The organism is Comamonas terrae (assembly GCF_001544075.1).
GTDB classification, from domain to species: Bacteria; Pseudomonadota; Gammaproteobacteria; order Burkholderiales; family Burkholderiaceae_C; genus Comamonas; species Comamonas terrae.
Genome location: NZ_BCNT01000006.1, coordinates 261,563 through 282,127, shown reverse-complemented (window position 1 = coordinate 282,127; position 20,565 = coordinate 261,563). Strand labels below are relative to the sequence as shown.

At 66.2% G+C, this 20,565-nt stretch carries 17 protein-coding genes; 12 read left to right on the top strand and 5 right to left on the bottom strand.

Annotation, left to right across the window (positions count from 1 at the left end):
* Positions 1 to 130: 130 nt before the first annotated feature.
* Positions 131 to 1,045 (bottom strand): LysR family transcriptional regulator, encoded by a 915-nt coding sequence (locus Cte04_RS11585; RefSeq protein ID WP_066477020.1) that lies wholly within the window; start codon positions 1,043 to 1,045, stop codon positions 131 to 133.
* A 119-nt stretch (positions 1,046 to 1,164) separates the two neighbouring features.
* Between Cte04_RS11585 and Cte04_RS11580 the strand changes: the two genes are divergently transcribed.
* The 3 genes from Cte04_RS11580 (at position 1,165) to Cte04_RS11570 (ending at position 4,847) form a co-directional block, all read left to right on the top strand.
* Positions 1,165 to 2,277 (top strand): tartrate dehydrogenase, encoded by a 1,113-nt coding sequence (locus tag Cte04_RS11580; protein WP_066477019.1) that lies wholly within the window; start codon positions 1,165 to 1,167, stop codon positions 2,275 to 2,277.
* A gap of 119 nt (positions 2,278 to 2,396) precedes the next feature.
* Positions 2,397 to 3,344: a tripartite tricarboxylate transporter substrate binding protein gene (locus Cte04_RS11575; RefSeq protein WP_245633353.1), complete on the top strand. Its 948-nt coding sequence runs from the start codon at positions 2,397 to 2,399 to the stop codon at positions 3,342 to 3,344.
* Between the two features lie 168 nt (positions 3,345 to 3,512).
* Positions 3,513 to 4,847 carry a glycerate kinase type-2 family protein gene (locus Cte04_RS11570; RefSeq protein WP_066477013.1) on the top strand — a complete coding sequence of 445 codons (1,335 nt, stop codon included), beginning with the start codon at positions 3,513 to 3,515 and terminating at the stop codon, positions 4,845 to 4,847.
* 286 nt (positions 4,848 to 5,133) lie between these two features.
* On the opposite strand, the gene Cte04_RS11565 is transcribed toward Cte04_RS11570, so the two are convergent.
* The gene (locus Cte04_RS11565; protein ID WP_066477010.1) at positions 5,134 to 6,051 is read right to left on the bottom strand and encodes a LysR family transcriptional regulator; all 918 of its coding nucleotides are present in this window, start codon (positions 6,049 to 6,051) and stop codon (positions 5,134 to 5,136) included.
* 109 nt (positions 6,052 to 6,160) lie between these two features.
* On the opposite strand from Cte04_RS11565, the gene gcl reads away from it, so the two are divergent.
* From gcl to glxR, 3 genes are all read left to right on the top strand, one after another.
* Positions 6,161 to 7,951 (top strand): glyoxylate carboligase, encoded by a 1,791-nt coding sequence (gcl, locus tag Cte04_RS11560; RefSeq protein WP_066477004.1) that lies wholly within the window; start codon positions 6,161 to 6,163, stop codon positions 7,949 to 7,951.
* A 71-nt stretch (positions 7,952 to 8,022) separates the two neighbouring features.
* Complete coding sequence (gene hyi, locus Cte04_RS11555; RefSeq protein WP_066477002.1) at positions 8,023 to 8,826, top strand: hydroxypyruvate isomerase; 804 nt, start codon at positions 8,023 to 8,025, stop codon at positions 8,824 to 8,826.
* A 50-nt stretch (positions 8,827 to 8,876) separates the two neighbouring features.
* Positions 8,877 to 9,791 carry a 2-hydroxy-3-oxopropionate reductase gene (gene glxR / locus Cte04_RS11550; protein WP_066476998.1) on the top strand — a complete coding sequence of 305 codons (915 nt, stop codon included), beginning with the start codon at positions 8,877 to 8,879 and terminating at the stop codon, positions 9,789 to 9,791.
* Positions 9,792 to 9,987: 196 nt separating this feature from the next.
* Here glxR and ggt read toward each other — a convergent pair whose 3' ends face one another.
* A complete protein-coding gene (gene ggt / locus Cte04_RS11545; protein WP_066476993.1) occupies positions 9,988 to 11,820 on the bottom strand; it encodes a gamma-glutamyltransferase in 1,833 nt (610 codons plus the stop codon).
* Positions 11,821 to 12,106: 286 nt separating this feature from the next.
* Between ggt and uraH the strand changes: the two genes are divergently transcribed.
* Positions 12,107 to 12,457, top strand: coding sequence for a hydroxyisourate hydrolase (uraH, locus tag Cte04_RS11540; protein WP_066476990.1), 351 nt, complete (start codon positions 12,107 to 12,109; stop codon positions 12,455 to 12,457).
* A gap of 168 nt (positions 12,458 to 12,625) precedes the next feature.
* On the opposite strand, the gene Cte04_RS11535 is transcribed toward uraH, so the two are convergent.
* Positions 12,626 to 13,015 (bottom strand): DoxX family protein, encoded by a 390-nt coding sequence (locus tag Cte04_RS11535; protein ID WP_066476989.1) that lies wholly within the window; start codon positions 13,013 to 13,015, stop codon positions 12,626 to 12,628.
* A gap of 377 nt (positions 13,016 to 13,392) precedes the next feature.
* Between Cte04_RS11535 and Cte04_RS11530 the strand changes: the two genes are divergently transcribed.
* Positions 13,393 to 13,977, top strand: a complete 585-nt coding sequence (locus tag Cte04_RS11530; RefSeq protein WP_066476987.1) for a BPSL1445 family SYLF domain-containing lipoprotein — start codon at positions 13,393 to 13,395, stop codon at positions 13,975 to 13,977.
* Between the two features lie 103 nt (positions 13,978 to 14,080).
* Here Cte04_RS11530 and Cte04_RS11525 read toward each other — a convergent pair whose 3' ends face one another.
* Positions 14,081 to 14,581, bottom strand: a complete 501-nt coding sequence (locus Cte04_RS11525) for a hypothetical protein (RefSeq protein WP_066476978.1) — start codon at positions 14,579 to 14,581, stop codon at positions 14,081 to 14,083.
* A gap of 270 nt (positions 14,582 to 14,851) precedes the next feature.
* Between Cte04_RS11525 and xdhC the strand changes: the two genes are divergently transcribed.
* The 4 genes from xdhC (at position 14,852) to Cte04_RS11505 (ending at position 20,414) form a co-directional block, all read left to right on the top strand.
* Entirely contained in the window at positions 14,852 to 15,691 is an 840-nt protein-coding gene (xdhC, locus tag Cte04_RS11520) for a xanthine dehydrogenase accessory protein XdhC (RefSeq protein ID WP_066476974.1), read from the top strand.
* 323 nt (positions 15,692 to 16,014) lie between these two features.
* Positions 16,015 to 17,325: a urate hydroxylase PuuD gene (locus Cte04_RS11515; RefSeq protein WP_066476972.1), complete on the top strand. Its 1,311-nt coding sequence runs from the start codon at positions 16,015 to 16,017 to the stop codon at positions 17,323 to 17,325.
* 164 nt (positions 17,326 to 17,489) lie between these two features.
* Positions 17,490 to 18,131, top strand: a complete 642-nt coding sequence (locus tag Cte04_RS11510; RefSeq protein ID WP_066477186.1) for a Crp/Fnr family transcriptional regulator — start codon at positions 17,490 to 17,492, stop codon at positions 18,129 to 18,131.
* 252 nt (positions 18,132 to 18,383) lie between these two features.
* Positions 18,384 to 20,414 carry a sensor domain-containing diguanylate cyclase gene (locus tag Cte04_RS11505; protein WP_245633350.1) on the top strand — a complete coding sequence of 677 codons (2,031 nt, stop codon included), beginning with the start codon at positions 18,384 to 18,386 and terminating at the stop codon, positions 20,412 to 20,414.
* Positions 20,415 to 20,565: the final 151 nt, after the last annotated feature.

The following is a 20,565-nucleotide window of genomic DNA, read 5'->3' as shown; positions in this document are numbered from 1 at the left end:
AGTCCTTGGCGGCAAGTTTTGTATACAGTTTCTGTCGACAGAAACTAAGTGTTCTCCCTTAGGCTCCTCTGGCTGACACCAAGGTGAAAAGTGTTTTGCTGTAGAGAGGGGGCAGCAAGGCCCGCCGAAATCACCGGCCCGGCTGGACGGCGCCGAAGTGGCGCGTCAGGTGGGCGATGAACTTCTGCACGCGGCTCGTGTGCTGGTGGCGCTGCGGGTAGACCGCGTAGATATCCGCCATCTGGGTACTGTAGTCCTGCAGCACCTGCACCAGCCGGCCGCTTTGCAGATAGCGCGCGATGTCCCATTCCGCCCGCATCACGATGCCCAGGCCCGCCAGGGCCCAGTTCACGGCGATCTCCCCGTCGTTGGTGGAAAGGCGGCTGCGCAGCCGCACGCTCTCGGTCCTGCCGCCATGCGCAAAGCGCCAGATGCCGTAGGCATCGTCACCCTGGCGTATGTCTATGCAGTCGTGGTGGCGCAGCTGGGCGGGCGTCTGCGGAGCGCCATGCTGGGCCAGGTAGCGGGGGGCCGCGCACAGCAGCCGCCGGTTGGGTGCCAGCCGCGTGGCCAGTACCCGCGCATCGGGCGGTTCGCCAAAGCGTATGCAGATGTCGAAGCTGTCGTCGACCAGTGGTGGCGGCTGCACCGACAGCTGCAGCTGTACCTGGACCTGCGGATATTCCCTGCTGAAGCCGGCGATCAGCGGCGCGATATGGCTGCGGCCGAAGCCCAGCGTGGCGTTGACCCGCAGCAGTCCCTGGGGCTGCCTGCGCATGCCGGCCAGTTGCTGCTCCATGGCTTCGATGTCGGCCAGGATGCGGCGAGCCTGTTCCAGATAGGTTTCGCCCTCCATCGTCAGGTGCAGGCGCCGCGTGGTGCGGCTGACCAGCTGTACGCCGAGCCGGGCCTCCAGTTGCGAAAGGCGCTTGCTGGCGGCGGCGGTGCTGATGCCTTCCTCGCGCGCTGCGGCCGAGAGGCTGCCGGCACGAGCCAGCAGGCTGAAGAACGCCATTTCGGAAGGGGGCGAGGCGGGAGTGCTCATTGTTGAATCAAAGTGAACAATGGCATCACTTTAAGGGCGTGCGCAGCCCGGCTCAAGCGATAGATTCGCCTCCCATGGCCCCGTGGTGGCGGGCCGCACATCCACAAGGAGCAAGATCCATGAGCAAGACCTATCGCATCGCCTGCATCCCCGGCGACGGCATCGGCAAGGAAGTCATCCCCGCAGGGCTGATGGTGCTGGAGGCGCTGGCCGCGTCGCAGCCCGGCCTGGCCTTCGAATTCACCAGCTACGGCTGGGGCGGCGACTGGTACCGCGCGCATGGAGAGATGATGCCGGCCGACGGCCTGCAGGCGCTCAGGGACAAGGACGCCATCCTGTTCGGCTCGGCGGGCGATCCGCACATCCCCGACCACGTCACGCTGTGGGGGCTGCGCCTGAAGATCTGCCAGGGGTTCGATCAGTACGCCAACGTGCGGCCCACGCGCATCCTGCCCGGCATCGACGCGCCGCTCAAGCGCTGCGGCCCGCAGGACCTGGACTGGGTCATCGTGCGCGAGAACTCCGAAGGCGAATACGCGGGAGTGGGCGGGCGCGTGCACCAGGGCCACCCCCTCGAGGCGGCCACGGACGTGAGCATGATGACCCGCGCCGGCGTGGAGCGCATCATGCGTTTTGCCTTCAGGCTGGCGCAATCCCGGCCGCGCAAGCTGCTCACCGTCATCACCAAAAGCAACGCCCAGCGCCATGCCATGGTGATGTGGGACGAGATCGCCGTGCAGATCAGCCAGGAGTTCCCCGACGTGAAATGGGACAAGGAGCTGGTGGACGCCGCGACGGCGCGCATGGTCAACCGCCCCGCGACGCTGGACACCATAGTCGCCACCAACCTGCATGCCGACATCCTGAGCGACCTGGCCGCCGCGCTGGCCGGCAGCCTGGGCATCGCGCCCACGGGCAACATCGACCCCGAGCGCCGCTACCCCAGCATGTTCGAGCCCATCCACGGCTCGGCCTTCGACATCATGGGCAAGGGCCTGGCCAACCCCGTGGGCACCTTCTGGAGCTGCGTGATGCTGCTCGAGCACCTGGGCGAGCCCGCCGCCGCGCAGCGCCTGATGCGCGCCGTGGAGAGCGTGACCGCCGATTCCCGGCTCCACACCGGCGACCTGGGCGGCCAGGCCACCACGGCCGAGGTGACGCAGGCGGTGATCGACCGGCTTCAACATGCGCAGCCCGCCGGCCGGGCCGACAAGGCTGCCCAGGCCGTCTGAGGCAGCCCGGCCGCGGCACTGCCCGCCGGGGCGACAGCCCCGGCGAACATGATTCCAACGACAAAAAGACGGAGAGACAAATCATGAGCACCATCAGCAAGCGCACCGTTCTCGCATCCATGCTGGGCCTGGCGATCTGCGGCGCGGCCGCCTCCGCGGCCTGGGCCCAGCCCTGGCCCGGCCGGCCCGTGAACCTCATCGTGCCCTTCCCGGCCGGCGGCACCACCGATGTGCTGGCCCGTGCCCTGGGCCAGGAACTGGCCAAGAGCCTGGGCCAGCCCGTGATCGTGGAAAACCGGCCTGGCGCCGGCGCCACGCTGGGGGCCGACTACGTGGCCAAGGCCAAGCCCGACGGCTACACGCTGCTCATGGGCGCCGTGCACCACACCATCGCCACCAGCGTCTACCGCAAGCTCGGCTATGACTTCCAGAAGGACCTGGCGCCCGTGACCACGGTGGCCGTGGTGCCCAATGTGCTGGTGGTCAATCCCCAGGTACCGGCCAGGAGCGTGCAGGAGCTGCTGACGCTGGCGCGCGCGCAGCCGGGCAGGTACACCTACGGCTCCAACGGCGCGGGCACGGGCCAGCACCTGATCGGCGCCCAGTTCGAAAGCATGGGCCATGTGCAACTGCTGCATGTGCCCTACAAGGGCAGCGGCCCGCTGACCACGGACCTGCTGGGCGGGCAGATCGCCATGTCCTTCGACACCGTCACGCCCGTGCTGCCGCACATCAAGGCCGGCAAGCTGCGCGCGCTGGCCGTGACCACGGCCAGGCGCTCGGTGGCCTTGCCCGACGTGCCCACCATGGACGAGGCGGGGCTCAAGGGCTTCGACATGGGTACCTGGTTCGGCGTGCTCGTGCCCCGGGCCACGCCCGCCGACGTGGTGGCGCGCCTGAACGCCGACATGGTGCGCATCATCCAGTCGCCGTCCTTCCAGAAGAAGATGGCCGAAATCGGCGCCGACCCCGTGGGCAACACCCCGCAGCAGATGGCCGAGCAGATCAGGGACGACACAGAGCGCTTTGCCAGGCTGGTCAAGGACGCCGGGGTTTCCCTGGAATAACGCATATTCCGTCCCGGGCCCGCGACAGGCCGGTGGGCAGGGCGCAATCCCTTGCCGCGCCGGCCCTGGCGGGCGGTGCGGCTGCGGCGCGCTAAGCAGTTTTGACCGGAGCGCATGTGCCTGCCTGGCGGCGGCTGCTTTCATAATGGCCGTCGGAGACACCTAACCATGAGCACTGCAACGCACCCGGCGCTGGCCCAGCCCCAGCACGACCCCCAGCAATTTCTATTGGACCTGTACCGCATCGCCGTACAGCGTGCCCAGCCCCTGCACAGCATGGCGCAGCACCTGCCCAAGCCGCCCAAGGGCCGCACGGTGGTGCTCGGTGCCGGCAAGGCCGGCGGCTCCATGGCCCAGGCGCTGGAAGCGCTGTGGCCGCAGGATGCGCCGCTGTCCGGACTGGTCGTGACGCGCTACGACCACATTCCGCCGCGTCCCGAAGGCCTGGCCCGCCGCCTGGAAGTCGTGGAAGCGGCCCACCCCGTGCCCGATGCCGCCGGCCTGGCTGCCGCCGAGCGCATCCTGGCGCTGACCGAAGGCCTGACCGATGACGATCTGGTGCTGTGCCTGATCTCCGGCGGCGGCTCGTCGCTCCTGACCCTGCCGGCCGAGGGCATCGACCTGGCGGAAAAGCAGCGCATCAACAAGGCCCTGCTCGAAAGCGGTGCGGCCATCAACGAGATGAACTGCGTGCGCAAGCACCTCTCGCGCATCAAGGGAGGGCGCCTGGCCGCGGCCTGCCATCCGGCCAAGGTGGTGACGCTGACCATCAGCGACGTGCCTGGCGACGATCCGTCGATCATCGCCAGCGGCCCCACGGTGCCCGATGCCTCGACCTGTGCCGACGCTCTGGCCATCCTGGACCGCTACCAGATCAGCGTGCCCGACTCCGTGCGCGCCGCGCTGGAGGATGGCTCGCTGGAAACGCCCAAGCCCGGTGATCCGCGCTTCGCAGGCCATGAGGTCCACATGATCGCCACGCCCCAGCAGTCGCTGGACGCCGCTGCCGCGGCGGCGCGCGCGGCCGGCATCGCGGCCCATGTGCTGTCCGACGAGATCGAGGGCGAATCGCGCGAGGTGGGCAAGGTGCATGCCGCGATGGCCCGCGCCGTGGCCCGCCACGGCGAGCCGTTCGCCAAGCCTTGCGTGATCCTCTCGGGCGGCGAGACCACGGTCACCATCCGCCCGCGCCAGCCTGGTGCAGCCAAGGGGCGCGGCGGCCGTGCGGGCGAGTTCTGCATGGGCCTGGCCCAGGCGCTGCAAGGCCAGGAAAAGGTCTGGGCGCTGGCCGCCGATACCGACGGCATCGACGGCGTGGAAGACAATGCCGGCGCACGCGTCTCGCCCGACACGCTGGCACGCGCAGCCGGGAAGAACCTGCGCATCAGCGACCATCTGGACCGCAACGATGCCTACGGCTATTTCTCGGCCCTGGGCGACCTGGTGATCACCGGCCCGACCCACACCAACGTCAACGATTTCCGCGCCATTCTGATTCTTTGAAAACATCAAATTGGATAGCTGCCTGCGCAGGCTATCTGAGGTTTTCAGGATGAAAACACTCTACAGCCACCGCCTATCAAGCGGTGGCTGCTCGTTTTTACATATCAATTGACCATGATGCTGGCGTCATCCCCAGCACATGAGGCTGGCGCGGCCCGATTCAGGGCAGCCGAGAAAGGGCCGCCCCGCAGTGAGGGCTGCGCCGGTAGCCCGTACGCCCCCCCTCCCATAGCGCGAAGCGCGTAGAGAGGGGGGGGGAAGGCGCGAAGCGACTCAGGGGGCATCTCTAGCCGCCGCGCGGCAGCTCCTCCCACCAGGCGTCGTCGAAGCGGCCCTGCAGAAAGGCGATGAAGGACTGCACCTTCTGCGGCACCAGGCGCGGCGATGGATAGACGGCGTGGATCTCCTGCTCGGGCAGGCGGCAGGTCTTGAGCACCTCGACCACGCGGCCGTCCTTGAGGGAGTCATGCGCCACGTAGCGGGGCAGGGCGGCAATGCCCATGTGCGAGCGTGCGGCGGCCAGCAGGGCCGAGAGGTTGTTGGAGCGCAGCCGCCCGGTGACGGGAACGGAGACGGGCTCGCCGCTGGCATTGCGCAGGCGCCACAGGTCGTTGCCCTGCACGCTGCTGTAGATCAGCGTGGCGTGCTCCTTGAGGTCCGAGGGGCGGCGCGGCGTGCCGCGTTTCTTCAGGTAGGCGGGCGATGCCACCAGCACCCAGGGGTTGACGCCCAGCGTGCGCGCGCCCAGCGACGAATCGGCCAGCTTGCCCAGGCGCAGCGCCACGTCGATGCCGTTGGCCACGAGGTCGGTGTAGCGGTCCTCGAAGCTCAGGTCCACCTGCACCTGGGGATTTTGCTGCATGAATTCCAGCGCCAGCGGAATGACCACGCGCCGCCCGAAGGCCACCGAGCTGCCGATGCGCAACTGGCCCTGCACATGGGTCTGGCGCAGCTGGACCACGTTTTCGGCGTCGGCCACGTCGTTGACGATGATCTTGCACTTCTCGTAGTAGAGCGCGCCGGCCTCGGTCAGGCTCACGCCGCGCGTGTTGCGGTTGAGCAGGCGGACCTTGAGCCGCGTTTCCATGGCCGCGACCTGCTTGGTCACCGTGGGCTGGGTGGTGGCGAATTCCTGGGCGACCTTGGTGAAACTGCCGGTTTCCACCACCCGCACGAACATGTGCATGGCATCGAGTCGGTCCATGATTTCCTCTCCTACTTATTCTTCAGTGGAATAAATTTTATGGTCCGTGGGCGCCTTCCGCCAGGCGGGGGTCTTGTCTAAAGTCCATCTCAGTTCTTAGGAGACCCCCATGGCCAAAATGAAAGCGATCGAAGCCGCAGTCCGCGTGCTCGAAAAAGAAGGTGTAACCGTTGCGTTCGGCGTGCCCGGCGCGGCAATCAATCCGCTGTATGCAGCGATGAAGGACCACGGCGGCATCGGTCACATTCTGGCCCGCCACGTCGAGGGCGCCAGCCACATGGCCGAAGGCTATACCCGTGCCGTCGCCGGCAACATCGGCGTGTGCATCGGCACCAGCGGACCCGCCGGCACCGACATGATCACCGGCCTGTACTCGGCCAGCGCCGACTCCATCCCGATCCTGTGCATCACCGGCCAGGCACCGCGCTCGCGCCTGCACAAGGAAGACTTCCAGGCCGTGGACATCGCCTCCATCGCCAAGCCCGTGACCAAGTGGGCCACCACCGTGCTGGAACCCGCCCAGGTGCCCCGCGCCTTCCAGCAGGCCTTCCACCTGATGCGCTCCGGCCGCCCCGGCCCCGTGCTGATCGACCTGCCCATCGACGTGCAGCTGGCCGAGATCGAATTCGACATCGACACCTACGAGCCCCTGCCCGCCTACAAGCCGGCGGCATCGCGCAAGCAGGCCGAGAAGGCCATCGCGATGCTCAACGAATCCGAGCGTCCGCTGATCGTCTCCGGCGGCGGCGTGATCAACGCCGATGCGTCCGAGCTGCTGGTCGAGCTGGCCGAAACCCTGAACGTGCCCGTGATCCCCACGCTGATGGGCTGGGGCACCATCCCCGACGACCACCCGCTGATGGCGGGCATGTGCGGCCTGCAGACCAGCCACCGCTACGGCAACGCCACCATGCTGGCTTCGGACTTCGTGTTCGGCATCGGCAACCGCTGGGCCAACCGCCACACCGGCTCCGTCGACGTGTACACCAAGGGCCGCAAGTTCATCCACGTGGACATCGAGCCCACGCAGATTGGCCGCGTGTTCGCCCCCGACTACGGCATCGTCTCCGACGCCAAGGCCGCGCTGGAGCAGTTCGTGGCCGTGGCCAAGGAGTGGAAGGCCGCCGGCAAGCTCAAGGACCGCAGCGCCTGGGTGTCCGAATGCCAGGGCCGCAAGAACAGCGTCGAGTTCCTGCGCAAGACGAACTTCGACAACGTGCCGATGAAGCCCCAGCGCGTGTACCAGTGCATGAACCGCTCGCTGGACCGCGACACGACCTATGTGTCCACCATCGGCCTGTCGCAGATCGCCGGCGCCCAGTTCCTGCACGTGTACAAGCCCCGCAACTGGATCAACTGCGGCCAGGCCGGCCCGCTGGGCTGGACCACGCCCGCCGCCCTGGGCGTGCGCGTGGCCGATCCCAAGCGCAAGATCGTGGCGCTGTCGGGCGACTACGACTTCCAGTTCATGATCGAAGAGCTGGCCGTGGGTGCGCAGTTCAAGCTGCCCTACGTCCACGTGCTGGTCAACAACAGCTACCTGGGCCTGATCCGCCAGGCGCAGCGTGCCTTCTCGATCGACTATTGCGTGCAATTGGCGTTCGACAATATCAACATGAATGAGGGTGAAGCCAGCCGCGGCTACGGCGTGGACCATGTTAAGGTCGTCGAGGGCCTGGGCTGTAAGGCCATCCGCGTGCACCGCGCCGAGGACTTCGCTCCCGCCATGGCACAGGCCGAGGCCTGGATGGCCGAGCACAAGACACCGGTGGTCATCGAGTGCATCCTGGAGCGTGTGACCAACATCTCCATGGGCACCGAAATCGACAACGTGGTCGAGTTCGAAGACCTGGCCACCGAAAAGGCCGACGTCCCCAGCGCACTGGCGCTGCTGGACTGAGCGGTCGGCCCAAAGGACAGAGCCCGGGCTCTGTCCTTTTCCCTTTGACGAGATATCTGGAGACTGAAGTCATGCCCCGTTTTGCTGCCAATCTGAGCATGCTGTTTACCGAGGTGCCGTTCCTCGACCGTTTCGAGCGCGCCGCCAATGCCGGCTTCGAAGCCGTCGAATTCCTGTTTCCCTACGCCCACACCGTGGAGGAAATCAAGGAGCGCCTGAACGCCACCGGCCTGAAGATCGTGCTGCACAACCTGCCCGCCGGCGACTGGGATGCCGGCGAGCGCGGTATCGCCTGCGATCCCAAGCGCGTCGACGAATTCCGCGCCGGCGTGGCCAAGGCCGTGACCTATGCCCACGCCCTGGGCGTGCCCCAGCTCAACTGCCTGGCCGGCAAGGCGCCCGCGGGCGTGGACGCCGCCACGCTGCGCCGCACCTTCGTCGAGAACCTGCGCTTTGCCGCAGCGGCGCTCAAGACTGCCGACCTGCGCCTGCTGATCGAGCCAATCAACCCCTTCGACATCCCCGGCTTCTACCTGAACCGCACGGATGAGGCCCTGTCCATCCTGGACGAAGTCGGCGCCGACAACGCCTTCGTGCAGTACGACATCTACCACGCCCAGCGCACCGAGGGCGAGCTGGCCAACACGCTGCAGAAGAACCTGGCCCGCATTGCCCATGTGCAGCTGGCCGACAACCCCGGCCGCAACGAGCCCGGTACCGGCGAGATCAACTACCCCTTCCTGTTCGCGCACCTGGACCGCATCGGCTACACCGGCTGGGTCGGCTGCGAATACAAGCCCGCCAGGGACACCGAGTCCGGCCTTGGCTGGATCGAGACGGTTGCAGGCCAGAAAAAGGCCGCAGTGGCCGCCTGACACGCGGCATCAGCCACGAATTTGATTCTTAATAAAACTAGGAGAACACCATGAACGCATCGTCCCTCAAGCTGGGCTTCATCGGTCTGGGCATCATGGGCGCGCCCATGTGCGGCCACCTGATCGCCGCCGGCCACCAGCTGTTCGTCAACACCGTGGGCAAGGTGCCTTCGCCCATCGCCGAAAGCAGTGCCACCCAGTGCACCACGGCCCGCGGCGTGGCCGAGCGCGCCGACATCATCTTCATCATGGTTCCCGACACGCCCGACGTCGAGAAGGTGCTGTTCGGTGAAGACGGCGTGGCCGCCGGCCTCAAGGGCAGCTCCGGCAAGATCGTGGTGGACATGTCCTCCATCTCGCCCGTGGCCACCAAGGACTTCGCCAAGCGCATCGAAGCCGCTGGTGCCCAGTACCTGGACGCTCCCGTCTCCGGCGGCGAAGTCGGTGCCAAGAACGCCACGCTGTCCATCATGGTCGGCGGCCCCGACGCAGCCTTCGAGCGCGTCAAGCCCCTGTTCGAGAAGATGGGCAAGAACATCACCCTGGTGGGCGGCAACGGCGACGGCCAGACCGCCAAGGTGGCCAACCAGATCATCGTGGCGCTGAACATCGAAGCCGTGGCCGAGGCCCTGCTGTTCGCCTCGCGCGCCGGCGCCGATCCGGCCCGCGTGCGCGAAGCCCTGCTGGGAGGCTTTGCCTCTTCCAAGATCCTGGAAGTGCATGCCGAGCGCATGATCAAGCGCACCTTCGATCCCGGCTTCCGCATCGCCCTGCACCAGAAGGACCTGAACCTGGCCCTGTCCAGCGCCCGCCAGCTCGGCGTGTCGCTGCCCAATACGGCCCAGGCCCAGGAACTGTTCAACAGCTGCGTGGCCCATGGCGGCGCAGGCTGGGACCATTCCGGCATGGTGCGCGCCCTGGAAATCCAGGCCAATTTCGAAGTCGGCCAGAAGGTCGAAGGCTGACATCCGCTTGGTGGGGAGGACGGCGACAGCCAGGCGCAACAATGCGTGCTGCGCATTCAGCCAGTAGCTGTCCTGCAAGCAAAAAGCCGCGCTCGGTGAGCGCGGCTTTTTTTATGCCAATGCCGGGGCCGGCGGGCCAGCCACGGCAGCGGAAAAGCCGCGCCCGAGGGCGCGGGCCGTGCGGGCGGGCGCCGGCTCAGTACGCCATGGTTTCGCCGTCGGGATTGCGCGGATCGGAAGCGCCGTACAGCGTGCCGTCCCTGATCTCTATGGTCTGCGTGCGGCCCATGGAAGGCTTGAGCACCACGTTGTGCCCCCATTGCCTGAGCAGGGCCAGCGTGTCGGAGCTGAAGCCTTTTTCGACGCGCAGCTCGTCGGGCGACCACTGATGGTGAAAGCGCGGCGTGGCGGCGGCCTCCAGCGGGTTCATGCCGTAGTCGATGTAGTTGACGATCTGCTGCAGCACGGTGGTGATGATGCGCGCCCCACCGGGGCTGCCGGTCACCAGCACCGGCTTGCCGCCCTTGAGCACCATGGTTGGCGTCATGGACGACAGCGGCCGCTTGCCGGCTTGCACGGCATTGGCGTCGCCGCCCACCAGGCCGTAGGCATTGGCCACGCCGGGCTTGGCCGAGAAGTCGTCCATCTCGTTGTTGAGCAAAATCCCCGTGCCCCGGGCCACGATGCCGCTGCCGAAGTTGGTGTTGAGCGTATAGGTCACGGCCACGGCGTTGCCGGCCTTGTCCACCACGGAGTAGTGCGTGGTCTGGTCGCTTTCATGGGGCTGGGGCTTGCCGGGCCTGATGTCCCTGCTGGGGCGGGCCTTGCGCGGCTGGATGGTGGCGGCCAGTTCGTCGGCATAGCTTTTGGAGATCAGGCCCTGCAGCGGAATCTTCACGAAGTCCGGGTCGCCCAGGTATTCGGAGCGGTCGGCATAGGCCAGCTTCATGGCCTCGGTCATGTAGTGCACGCTTTGCGCGCTGTTCGCGCCCCACTGGTTCATGGGCCACCGCTCCATCATGTTGAGGATCTGCAGCAGATGGGCGCCGCCCGAGGACGGCGGCGGCATGGTCACGATCTGGTAGCCGCGGTAGGTGCCGCGCAGGGGCTCGCGCTCCACCACCTTGTAGTCGCGCAGGTCCTGCAGCGTGAGGGCATTGGCATGCGGCGCCATTTCGGCCGCGATCTTCTGTGCGATCGCACCCTGGTAGAAGACCTTGGCGCCCTGCTGGCTGATCAGGCGCATGGATCGGGCCAGGTCCTTTTGCACCAGGCGGTCGCCGGTCTTCAGCGGTGCGCCGTTCTTCCAGAAAATGGCCTGGGTGGCCGGCCATCGGCCCATGTTCTTCTTTTCCTGCTCCAGCGTCTTGGCCAGGGTCACGCTCACGGGATAGCCTTTTTCAGCCAGCGCAATGGCCGGCGCCATCACTTTGGGCAGGGGCATGGAGCCCCAGCGCGAGAGTGCATGCGTGAGGCCTGCCACGGTGCCGGGCACGCCCACGGCATAGTGGGTATAGAGCGACTTGCCGTCGATGACATGGCCCTTGGCGTCCAGGTACATGTTGCGCGAGGCACCCCGGGGCGCCACTTCGCGGAAGTCCAGCGCAATGTCCCTGCCGCTCCTGGCATCGTGCACCATCATGAAGCCGCCGCCGCCGATATTGCCGGCGTTGGGCAGGGCCACGGCCAGCGCAAAGCCCACGGCCACGGCCGCATCCACGGCATTGCCGCCGGCCTTGAGAATGTCCACGCCGATCTGCGTGGCCAGTTCCTGCTCGGTGGCCACCATGCCGTTTTTGGCCTCGACGGGATGGAACACGTCCATGTCGAAGTCATAGGCGGCGGCAGCGGCCTTGGCGGCATCGGACTGCATGACGGGTGCGGCGGCAGGCGCGGAGGGTGATGCCGTGGCGGCCGGTGCGGCGTCCTGGTTCCGGTCGCCAGGGCTGCTGCAGGCGGCCAGGCCGGCAAGGGCGATGGCGAGGCAGGCGGCCTGCGCGGTGGCGCGCAATCGCGTGGGTAGGGGCATGGTCTTGTCTCCTGAGTTCGTCGTCCGGGAGTGCGGCCCGTTGCGGGCTGTGCCGGCGAGGGGCCAGTCTAGAAGCGCTGCCGGCCGCTTTCTTGCAGGACTGCAGGCCATTTTGGGTATGTGCCTAGAAGTCAAGGCTGTAAAGCCTTGGGTGGGGTACAGAAACTGTATACACTTTGACAAGGCAAAGATGGGATGGCTCGCGCAGGGGTGCGAGCGCTGCCACTTTGTCCATCGATATTTGACATAACCAAGGCGGCCCTGAACCGCCTCTGAGGAGATTTCCATGGGCCTGAGCACCCACGTTCTCGACACCATGAATGGCTGCCCTGCCGCCGGCATGGCCGTCGAACTGTTTTCCACCGAAGGCGACAAGGCCACGCTGATCAAGAGCCTGGTGCTGAACCATGACGGCCGCACCGATGCGCCGCTGTTCGACAACAACACGCTCAAGGTCGGCACCTACCGCCTGACGTTCGATGTGGCCGCCTACTTCAAGGCCCGCGGCGTGCAGCTGCCCGAGCCCAGCTTCCTGAACAAGGTGAGCCTGGACTTCGGCGTGGCCAACGTCGACCAGCACTACCACGTGCCCCTGCTGGTCAGCCCCTGGAGCTATTCCACCTACCGCGGTTCCTGATAGCGGACCAGGGCGGGCTTGTCGCTCGTTCTGAGGAACATGGCAAAAATGAAAGCGGCTTGCACCGATTCATCATGGATTTCAGATTGAAATATGTCTGAAAACTATAGATGAAGGGCGCAAGCCGCTCATTTATTTGAAGATCCGTGCCGGATCTCCCGGGCTCGTTTATTTGCCCTTGGAATGGCCCATGGCCACCACCAGGGCCGTGACGAAGTAGAAGGCCTGCAATTCCAGCGCCCAGCCGCCGGAGCTCTGCAGCATCAGCACCTGCCTGGTATGCACCAGCGCGAAGGCCACGACCATGTTGATGGCGATCACCAGCGCGGCCGGCACCACCCACAGCCCGACCAGCAGCAGCAGCGGCGCCACCACTTCGCCGATATAGACGCCATAGGCCAGCCAGCCGGGCGCGCCCAGGGCCTCCACCATGCGTTCTATGCCGCCGATGCCGTGGCGGATCTTGGCCCAGCCGTGGAACAGCGTCAGCACGGCCAGCGTCACGCGCAGCAGCACCATGGCTGCCTGGGGATGATGAAAATGGCTCCAGAACTTCATGAATTTCCTTGTGGTTGTCTGCCTTCGAATCCGGGAAGAATGCCTGGCAACAATGCCAGCGCCGAATGATGGCACAGCCCGGTGGGGGTTGGCCGGGGGCATGGCGCAGGCCAAGGGAAAGCTCCTTGCCGCCGGCGCCGGGTAATGCAAACGCGCACGGGCTTGTGGGCCATTTTTGATACTTCGCAAGGCGCCCTGTAGGCGAAACCCTCAAGTTGGGTGAAGAGCGGCCATGAGCGCACGGGGCCGCACTAGGATCGTGCCAATCCTGTCTTTCGCGGGCTGTTGCCATGAGGGATGAACAGCGGCCGGACAACGCGGGGCGCAGGACCACCAACAAATGTGCTCACACATTCATCCCAAGAAAGGATATTGGTATGCGTCAAATCTCCATGCGTTCCGTGGCCATGGCTGTCGCCGTGGCTGCCGGCGCCCTGTCCATGGCTGCCTGCACCACCACCAAGCCCGAGACCACCTCGGCACCGCGCGCCGATTCCACGACCATCAACACGCGCGCCAACGCCGCGCTGGAGCGCCTGTACCAGACGGCTCCCGGCTCCAAGGAAATGGTGCAGCGCGCCAAGGGCGTGCTGATCTTCCCGTCTGTGATCGGCGGCAGCTTCGTCGTGGGCGTCGAGCATGGCCGCGGCGTGTTGCGCGTCAACGGTCGCAACCACAGCTACTACAGCACCACGGGCGCTTCCATCGGCTGGCAGGCCGGCGGCCAGTCCAAGGCTGTGATCTATGTGTTCAACACCCAGGAAGCCCTGGACAAGTTCGTCAACAGCAACGGCTGGTCCGTGGGAGCCGATGCCACGGTGGCGGCCGGCAAGATCGGCGCCAACGGCACCATCGACACCACCACGGCCCAGGCGCCTGTGACCAGCTATGTGCTGACCAATGCGGGCCTGGAAGCCGGTGTCTCGCTGCAGGGCTCCAAGATCACCAAGATCGTCGAGTGACCGATTGCCGGGGAGGGCGCAATGCTCTCCCGGTATGTCAAAAAAACCGGCCTCGGCCGGTTTTTTCATGGGCTGGACAGCGGTGCCCGCCAGGGCGGCGCGTCTACTGCCCGCGCTGGCCTTCGGTCAGCGTATCGAGCTGGAAGCGCCCCGACTGGTCCCACAGCCAGGTGTCGGTATAGGTCACCTTGCCCAGGCGCACGGGCGCCGGGAAAGGCGCCGCGGCGCGGACCGTGCGTTCGATCTCGGCCACCACCTCCGGCGCATGGCTGGGCGCGCGCAGCCAGTGCAGGCGCTGGATGCGGCCGCTGGCGTCGAGCTGCACCTGCAGCACGCCCACGGCATACAGCATGGGCGGCAGCGTGCCCTTGTAGATGCGCTGGCCGTTGAGATCGTAGATTCTGCGTGCGGCATCCTGGCGGTAGGCCTGGGCCGTGGTCGCATTCGAGGCGCCGGGCGCCGGGCCCGTTCCGATGTCGGGCGCGGTCTTGCAGGCCGTGACCAGCGAGGCGATGGTTGCCACCAGGCCGGCCCACAGCCAGGGGCTGCGCGGCTTGCCGGGCAGGGGGGAGCTGCCCGAAGGCATTTCAGGGGTCTCAGACATGGCGCCAAGCGTATCCCGAAATCCGGTACGGCCGCCAGAGCCTGTGCAAATCAATGTGGCGCCGCTGGAAAAATACGCAACAGATTGCCCGGGGCGGCCGGCCAGCCCGGCGGTTGCCCGCGCAGATGCCGCCGGCTATCCGGGCTTTGTTAGCGCGCCCATATGCGAATCCATCTACCGGTATCCCCAAAATGGGAGAACATGGGCGAAATGGTGCGGGCTTGCGGAAGTCGTCCCGAGAGCGCCCTGCAACGAGCGGATTGAACAGACATGTGGAGCGAGACATACAGGCAGGTGCTGGACCGGCTGCGGCAGGAGCCGCTGTGCTGGGTGCAGATCGATCAGACGCAGGGCTCGGCTCCGCGCGAGGCAGGTGCGTGGATGGCGGTTTTTGCCGAACAGGTGTTCGGCACCATCGGCGGCGGCCACCTGGAATGGCAGGCCATTGACCAGGCCAGGCAGTTGCTGGCGCGGTGGCGCACGGAAGGCGGCCAGGCCGAAGAGGTCACGCACCGCTATGCTCTGGGCCCGAGCCTGGGCCAGTGCTGCGGCGGTGCCGTCGGCTTGCGCTTTGCATTTTTCGAACAGGGCCGGCAGGAGCAGCTGCGCCCCTTGCTGCCCATTCCGGATGCCTGCGTGGCACTGTTCGGCGCCGGCCATGTCGGCTATGCGCTGGTGCGCATTCTTTCCAGCCTGCCTTACCGCGTCATCTGGGTGGACAGCCGCGATGCCATCTTTCCCGAGCAGGAGCAGATCGGCGTGCAGTGCGAATATTCCGACCCCGTGCAGGGCGCGGTGCAGGATCTGCCGCCGCAGTCCCAGGTGCTGATCATGAGCTTCAGCCATGCCGAGGACCTGGAGATCGTGGCCCAGTGCCTGCGGCGCCAGCGCCTGCAGGGTGATCTGCCCTATATCGGCCTGATCGGCAGCAAGACCAAGTGGGCGACCTTCAGGCGCCGCCTGCGCGAGCGCGGCTTCAGCGACGAGGAACTGGCGCATGTCACCTGTCCCATCGGCGTGCCGGGCATCGACGGCAAGGAGCCCGAGGTGATTGCAGTGGCCGTGGCGGCCCAGTTGCTGCAGAACCGGGGCAGCCGGGCCATGGCGTAAACTCCTGCGGTGCGCTTGCCGCAGTCGGAAGACTTGGTCCCGTATCCAGGCCATGCAATGCCAGCGGCTTCTAACCCATTTGCGTGTCATGAAAGCCATCGCGCAGCCAAAAGTTCATCGATATAAGGGAAATCTCTAGGGTGGGATATCCCGAAACTGGATGATCTGGATCAGAAAAGTGCATACACTTTCTGTCCACAAACTGGTCGCAGCGGTGCCCCGTGATCTTTCACTCCCGGGAGCGCGGCCTTTTACCTTCTGCTCAGAGCGCCCGCAGTGGTGAGCAGGTTGTCGGCAGCCCCACGCTGCCAAGGTTGAGAGCTATGGAAAGCTACATTCTCGACTGGGCTAACCTGCTGTTGCGGTGGCTCCACGTCATTACGGCCATTGCCTGGGTCGGTTCTTCGTTCTACTTCGTGTTCCTGGACAGCAGCTTGACGCCGCCTGTCGATGACGACCTCAAGAAGCAGGGCGTCAACGGCGAGCTGTGGGCGGTGCACGGCGGTGGCTTCTACCATCCCGTCAAGTTCAACGTCTCCCCTCCCAAGATGCCGGACCACCTGCACTGGTTCTACTGGGAAAGCTACACGACCTGGCTGTCGGGCTTCGCACTGCTGACGGTTTCCTATCTTTGGAATGCCAACATCTACCTGGTCAACCCCGGCGATCCGAACGGCATGAGCTCGGCTGCCGCCATTGCCTCGGCGCTGTCCTTCCTGGTGGTGTTCTGGCTGCTGTACGACTTCATCTGCCGCACCTTCGGCCAGAGGAAGAACGGCGACGCCATCGTCGGCGCCATGGTTCTGGTGCTGGTGTGCATTGCGGCCTTCCTGGCCTGCCACATCTTCCCCGGCCAGGCCGCCTTCCTGCTGATGGGCGCGATGATCGCCACCTCGATGAGCGCCAACGTGTTCTTCTGGATCATCCCCGGCCAGCGCAAGGTGGTTGCCGCCCTGAAAGCCGGCCAGCCCGTCGACCCCATCCATGGCAAGCGCGGCAAGCAGCGCAGCGTGCACAACACCTACTTCACGCTGCCCGTGCTGTTCGCCATGCTGTCCAACCACTATGGCTGGCTGTATAGCCACCAGCTGAACTGGCTGGTGCTGATCCTGATGATGTTTGCCGGCGCGGCCATCCGCCAGTTCTTCGTGATGCGCCACGGCTACAAGCTGGGCCGCAACAGCCATCCCTGGCCCTATGCCCTGGTCGGCGTGCTGGTTCTGATCGGCGTGTTCTCCTGGCTGAAGCCCGCTCCGGCGGCTCCCGCGGCTGCACCGGCGCCCGCTGCTGCCCCCGCACCCGCCGCAGCACCTGCTGCCGCAGCGGAAGGCACGCCAGCTCCGGCAGCCGCCGAGCAGCCCGCTGCCGCGCCTGCCGCCGCAGCCGGTGGCAGCATCGGATATGCCCAGGTGGGTCCGTTCTTCCAGCAGCACTGCGTGGTGTGCCACGGCGCTGCCATCCAGCAAAAGGGCGTGCGCCTGGACTCGGCCGAAGGCGTGAAGTCCCATGCACAGCAGATCTACCAACAGGTGGTCCAGCTGCGCAAGATGCCTTTCGGCAATCCCGGTTCGCTGACCGAGGACGAGCGCAACATGATCAAGCAGTGGTACGAATCGGGCGCTTCGGTGAACTGATGCGCTGCTGATACAGCCAAGCCCCAAAGCCGCTTCTTCAGGAAGCGGCTTTTTTGTTCCTGTATCGCACCGAGCCGGCAAGGCCTTGCTCACAGGGCGAGGGATATGCCGGTTGTTGACCTGGCTCAATGCGGTGGTGGCTGGCGGACGGCAAAGTGGCGGCCATGTTCACTCTGCCATCCATGTCGCAACTGACCGCCATGTTCGGGCAACCCGCGGTGTTTGCTCCAGGCTCGTGGCTCAGGCGGCGCCACGCACCGATGGAACATGTGCTGTATCTCGAGAGCGGCTGCGTGCTGCTGGGCGTGGCGCAGCAGGAGCAGATGCGCCACCAGCTGGGACGCGTGGAAGGGCCGCTCTGGCTGGATGCCGCATTCGCCATGCAGCAGCGCCTGCCTTGCATGGACATGCAGGCCCAGGGCCATGTGCGTGTGCACTCCATTCCCGTGGCTGCATTCCGGCAGGCACTGGCCGAACTGCAGTCGCCGGTGCAGATGCTGCTGCAGGACCTGGCGCGCGCCTATTGCACGCAGGCCGAGCTGGCGGTCAGCCGCCTGGCGCAGGACGCCGAGGCGCGGTGCGTCCAATGGCTGCTGCACCATGCGGTGCCGCACGAAAAGGGGTACCTACGCGTGACGCTCCATGCCCGCAAGCAGTCGATAGCCGCCCAGCTGGGCATGGCTCCCGAAACCCTGTCGCGCATCCTGCGCCAGCTGCGCGAGCGCGGCTTGATCGGCGGGCGTGGCAACGTGATCGATCTGCCCGAGCCAGGTGCTTTGCGTACGCTGGCGCTGGGCTCTTTCTGACACGCGCCGCGCAGGCCGCGCCGCCGGCGCCATGGCCGGCCGAGAGGATGGCTCAGGGGTTCCTCCCGTTGGATAACGGTTGCCATCTTCCTATATTGGGAGCTCATGTCCGAGCGCCCTCCGCATCCTTCGTCAGAGCCGCCCTGGGTGGTTCCGGAGCAGCCCCTTGCGGCTGCAGGGGAGAGGCTTTCTCTGCGCAAGCCGGGTGGCAGGCCTCGCGGGCCCGGGCCCATTGTGCGCAGCATGCTGCTGATGGCGGCCCTCACGGCCATCGTGCTGAGCATCGGCCTGGTCTGGTGGAGCGTGCATTCCACGCGGCAGTCGGTGGTGGAGCATGCCTTGCTGCTGCAGACCCAGGCCCTCGAGCAGATGGGCCGCACGCTGGCATTTAGGCTGGAGCAGCAGCAAAAGCCCTTGCAGGCCCTGGCCAGTGCGCTGGCGCCGCATGTTGCAGAGCCGCGCGCAGTGCTGCAGTCCATGCTGCAGCAACAGGTTTCCATGGGGCGGCTGTTCGAGCGCCTGCAGCTGGCCGACGCGCAGGGGCAGTTGCTTGTCAGCCTGCAGGGCGGGCAGGCCCAGGCGCTGGACGGCCTGACCGGGCCGGAGCGCGATGTGCTGCGCCGGGGCCTGGAGGATGGCAAACCCTTGACCAAGGTCTGGATGCACCCGGATGGTGCAGATGCCGTGCTGGACATGCTGCATGTGGTGCCTTTGCGCGATGAGCAGGGCAGGCTGGTCGGCGTGCTGGGCGGCAGCCTGCAGATGCCGGCCCAGGCCTTTCTGCCCGCGGCCGCCGGCACGGACAACGACGAAAAGGCAGGCCTGCTGGTGCTGGGAGCGGATGGCAAGATCATTGCCCGGAACGAGCGCGGACACTGGCAGCTGGCCGGCAGCTCCGAAACGGCCTGGATGCGCGATGCCATCGATGCGGACTGGATCAAATCGGTGCAGGTGGGGGCGGTCGGCGAGCAGCGCGGCCAGCAGCTGTGGAGTGCCGTGGCCTTGCCCTGGACGCAGTGGATTCTGCTCAAGGTTTCCGATGTGCAGGCCTTGGCACCCGGGCTTACGCAGCGCGAACAATGGACCGTGGTTGCCGTCGCAGTGGCCGCGGCTGTGGCCCTGGCACTGGTCCTGGCCCTGATTGCCTATCCCTTGACCGAGCTCTATCGCCGCTCGCAGCGCGCCCTGCAGAGCCAGCTTGTGGACGAGGTGGATGGCAGTGTCCGGGGTTCCCTGTGGTGGCGGCGCCTGTCCGAGCATGACTGGGGCGAGGCACAGGCCTTGCGCAATGCATTGCAGGCCCTGGGGCGGAGCCGGGAAGTGCAGCATGAAAGACAGCAGGAGATGCAGCTGCAGCTGCAGACACTGATGGACTATGCACCCGTCGGGCTGGTGGTGACCCAGGCCAGCCGCATCCAGCGCGTCGGCATGCAGGCGGCCCGCATCCTCGGCTATACGCCGCGCGAGCTGCAGGGCATGCCGGTCCACCGGCTCTGTTCCTCTTCCCATGTCTATGAGCAGCTGGTGCAGCGCATACGGCGCGACCTGGACATCTATGGCCAGTTCGACAGCGAAACCTGCCTGCAGCGCAAGGATGGCAACGTCGTGTGGGTACGCATCCACGGGCAGAGCCTGCAGCGCATGCGCCGCGGCTGGGAGGTGCCCAAGCGCGAGGCCCGGGAAGACTTTCTGGTCTGGGAGGTGGAGGATGTCACCACGCAGCGACTGGTGCGCGAACAGTCGGGCTGGAAGGCCATGCATGATCCGCTGACCAAGCTGCCCAACCGTGCCGCCTTTGCCATGCGGCTGCAGGAGTGGCTGCGCGAATGCGCCGAGGCCACTGCGGCTGCCGGCATGGATGCGGGCGAGCCGGCCGAGGAAACCACGCATGGCGTCATCCTCTATCTGGATCTCGACCATTTCTCCCAGGTCAACCAGCAGGGCGGCCGACAGGCGGGCGACGAGGTGCTGGGCCATATTGCCCGGCTGATAGAAGCCTCGGTACGTCCGCAAGGCTGGGTTGCGCGGGTCGGGGGGGACGAATTCGCCGTGCTGCTGCCTGGCGCCACCCAGCAGGAGGGCATGCGCACGGCGCAACTGCTGTGCATGGCCGTGCAGGACTGGGAAGGGGCATGGAACCTGATGGGCGTGAGCATCGGCCTGCTGGTGATCGATGCCCGCCGGTACACGGTGGCCGCAGCGCTCAAGGCGGCCGACATGGCCTGCTACGCGGCCAAGCGCAAGGGGCGCAACCGGGTGGAGGTCATGACGCAGGCAGCCTAGCCAGGGTGCAGGCCATGGGCCACAACCCGCCACTGTTCATATCCGATGTTTTGCCTTGAATAAACCGTTTCCGTGCTGACGGCCGGCGGCGAGTAGGTTACGCTCGCGCCTGATTTTTACGCGTCAGAACTTCATACAAGAGACAACGCTG

Bases quoted from the DNA above. Each gene is read 5' to 3' on its own strand.
- Cte04_RS11530 (WP_066476987.1), top strand. From the start codon at position 13,393: ATGCGTCAAATCTCCATGCGTTCCGTGGCCATGGCTGTCGCCGTGGCT.
- glxR (WP_066476998.1), top strand. From the start codon at position 8,877: ATGAACGCATCGTCCCTCAAGCTGGGCTTCATCGGTCTGGGCATCATG.
- Cte04_RS11525 (WP_066476978.1), bottom strand. From the start codon at position 14,581: ATGTCTGAGACCCCTGAAATGCCTTCGGGCAGCTCCCCCCTGCCCGGC.
- ggt (WP_066476993.1), bottom strand. From the start codon at position 11,820: ATGCCCCTACCCACGCGATTGCGCGCCACCGCGCAGGCCGCCTGCCTC.
- Cte04_RS11535 (WP_066476989.1), bottom strand. From the start codon at position 13,015: ATGAAGTTCTGGAGCCATTTTCATCATCCCCAGGCAGCCATGGTGCTG.
- uraH (WP_066476990.1), top strand. From the start codon at position 12,107: ATGGGCCTGAGCACCCACGTTCTCGACACCATGAATGGCTGCCCTGCC.
- Cte04_RS11505 (WP_245633350.1), top strand. From the start codon at position 18,384: ATGGCGGCCCTCACGGCCATCGTGCTGAGCATCGGCCTGGTCTGGTGG.
- gcl (WP_066477004.1), top strand. From the start codon at position 6,161: ATGGCCAAAATGAAAGCGATCGAAGCCGCAGTCCGCGTGCTCGAAAAA.
- Cte04_RS11585 (WP_066477020.1), bottom strand. From the start codon at position 1,045: ATGAGCACTCCCGCCTCGCCCCCTTCCGAAATGGCGTTCTTCAGCCTG.
- Cte04_RS11580 (WP_066477019.1), top strand. From the start codon at position 1,165: ATGAGCAAGACCTATCGCATCGCCTGCATCCCCGGCGACGGCATCGGC.
- Cte04_RS11510 (WP_066477186.1), top strand. From the start codon at position 17,490: ATGTTCACTCTGCCATCCATGTCGCAACTGACCGCCATGTTCGGGCAA.
- hyi (WP_066477002.1), top strand. From the start codon at position 8,023: ATGCCCCGTTTTGCTGCCAATCTGAGCATGCTGTTTACCGAGGTGCCG.
- Cte04_RS11575 (WP_245633353.1), top strand. From the start codon at position 2,397: ATGCTGGGCCTGGCGATCTGCGGCGCGGCCGCCTCCGCGGCCTGGGCC.
- xdhC (WP_066476974.1), top strand. From the start codon at position 14,852: ATGTGGAGCGAGACATACAGGCAGGTGCTGGACCGGCTGCGGCAGGAG.
- Cte04_RS11565 (WP_066477010.1), bottom strand. From the start codon at position 6,051: ATGGACCGACTCGATGCCATGCACATGTTCGTGCGGGTGGTGGAAACC.
- Cte04_RS11515 (WP_066476972.1), top strand. From the start codon at position 16,015: ATGGAAAGCTACATTCTCGACTGGGCTAACCTGCTGTTGCGGTGGCTC.
- Cte04_RS11570 (WP_066477013.1), top strand. From the start codon at position 3,513: ATGAGCACTGCAACGCACCCGGCGCTGGCCCAGCCCCAGCACGACCCC.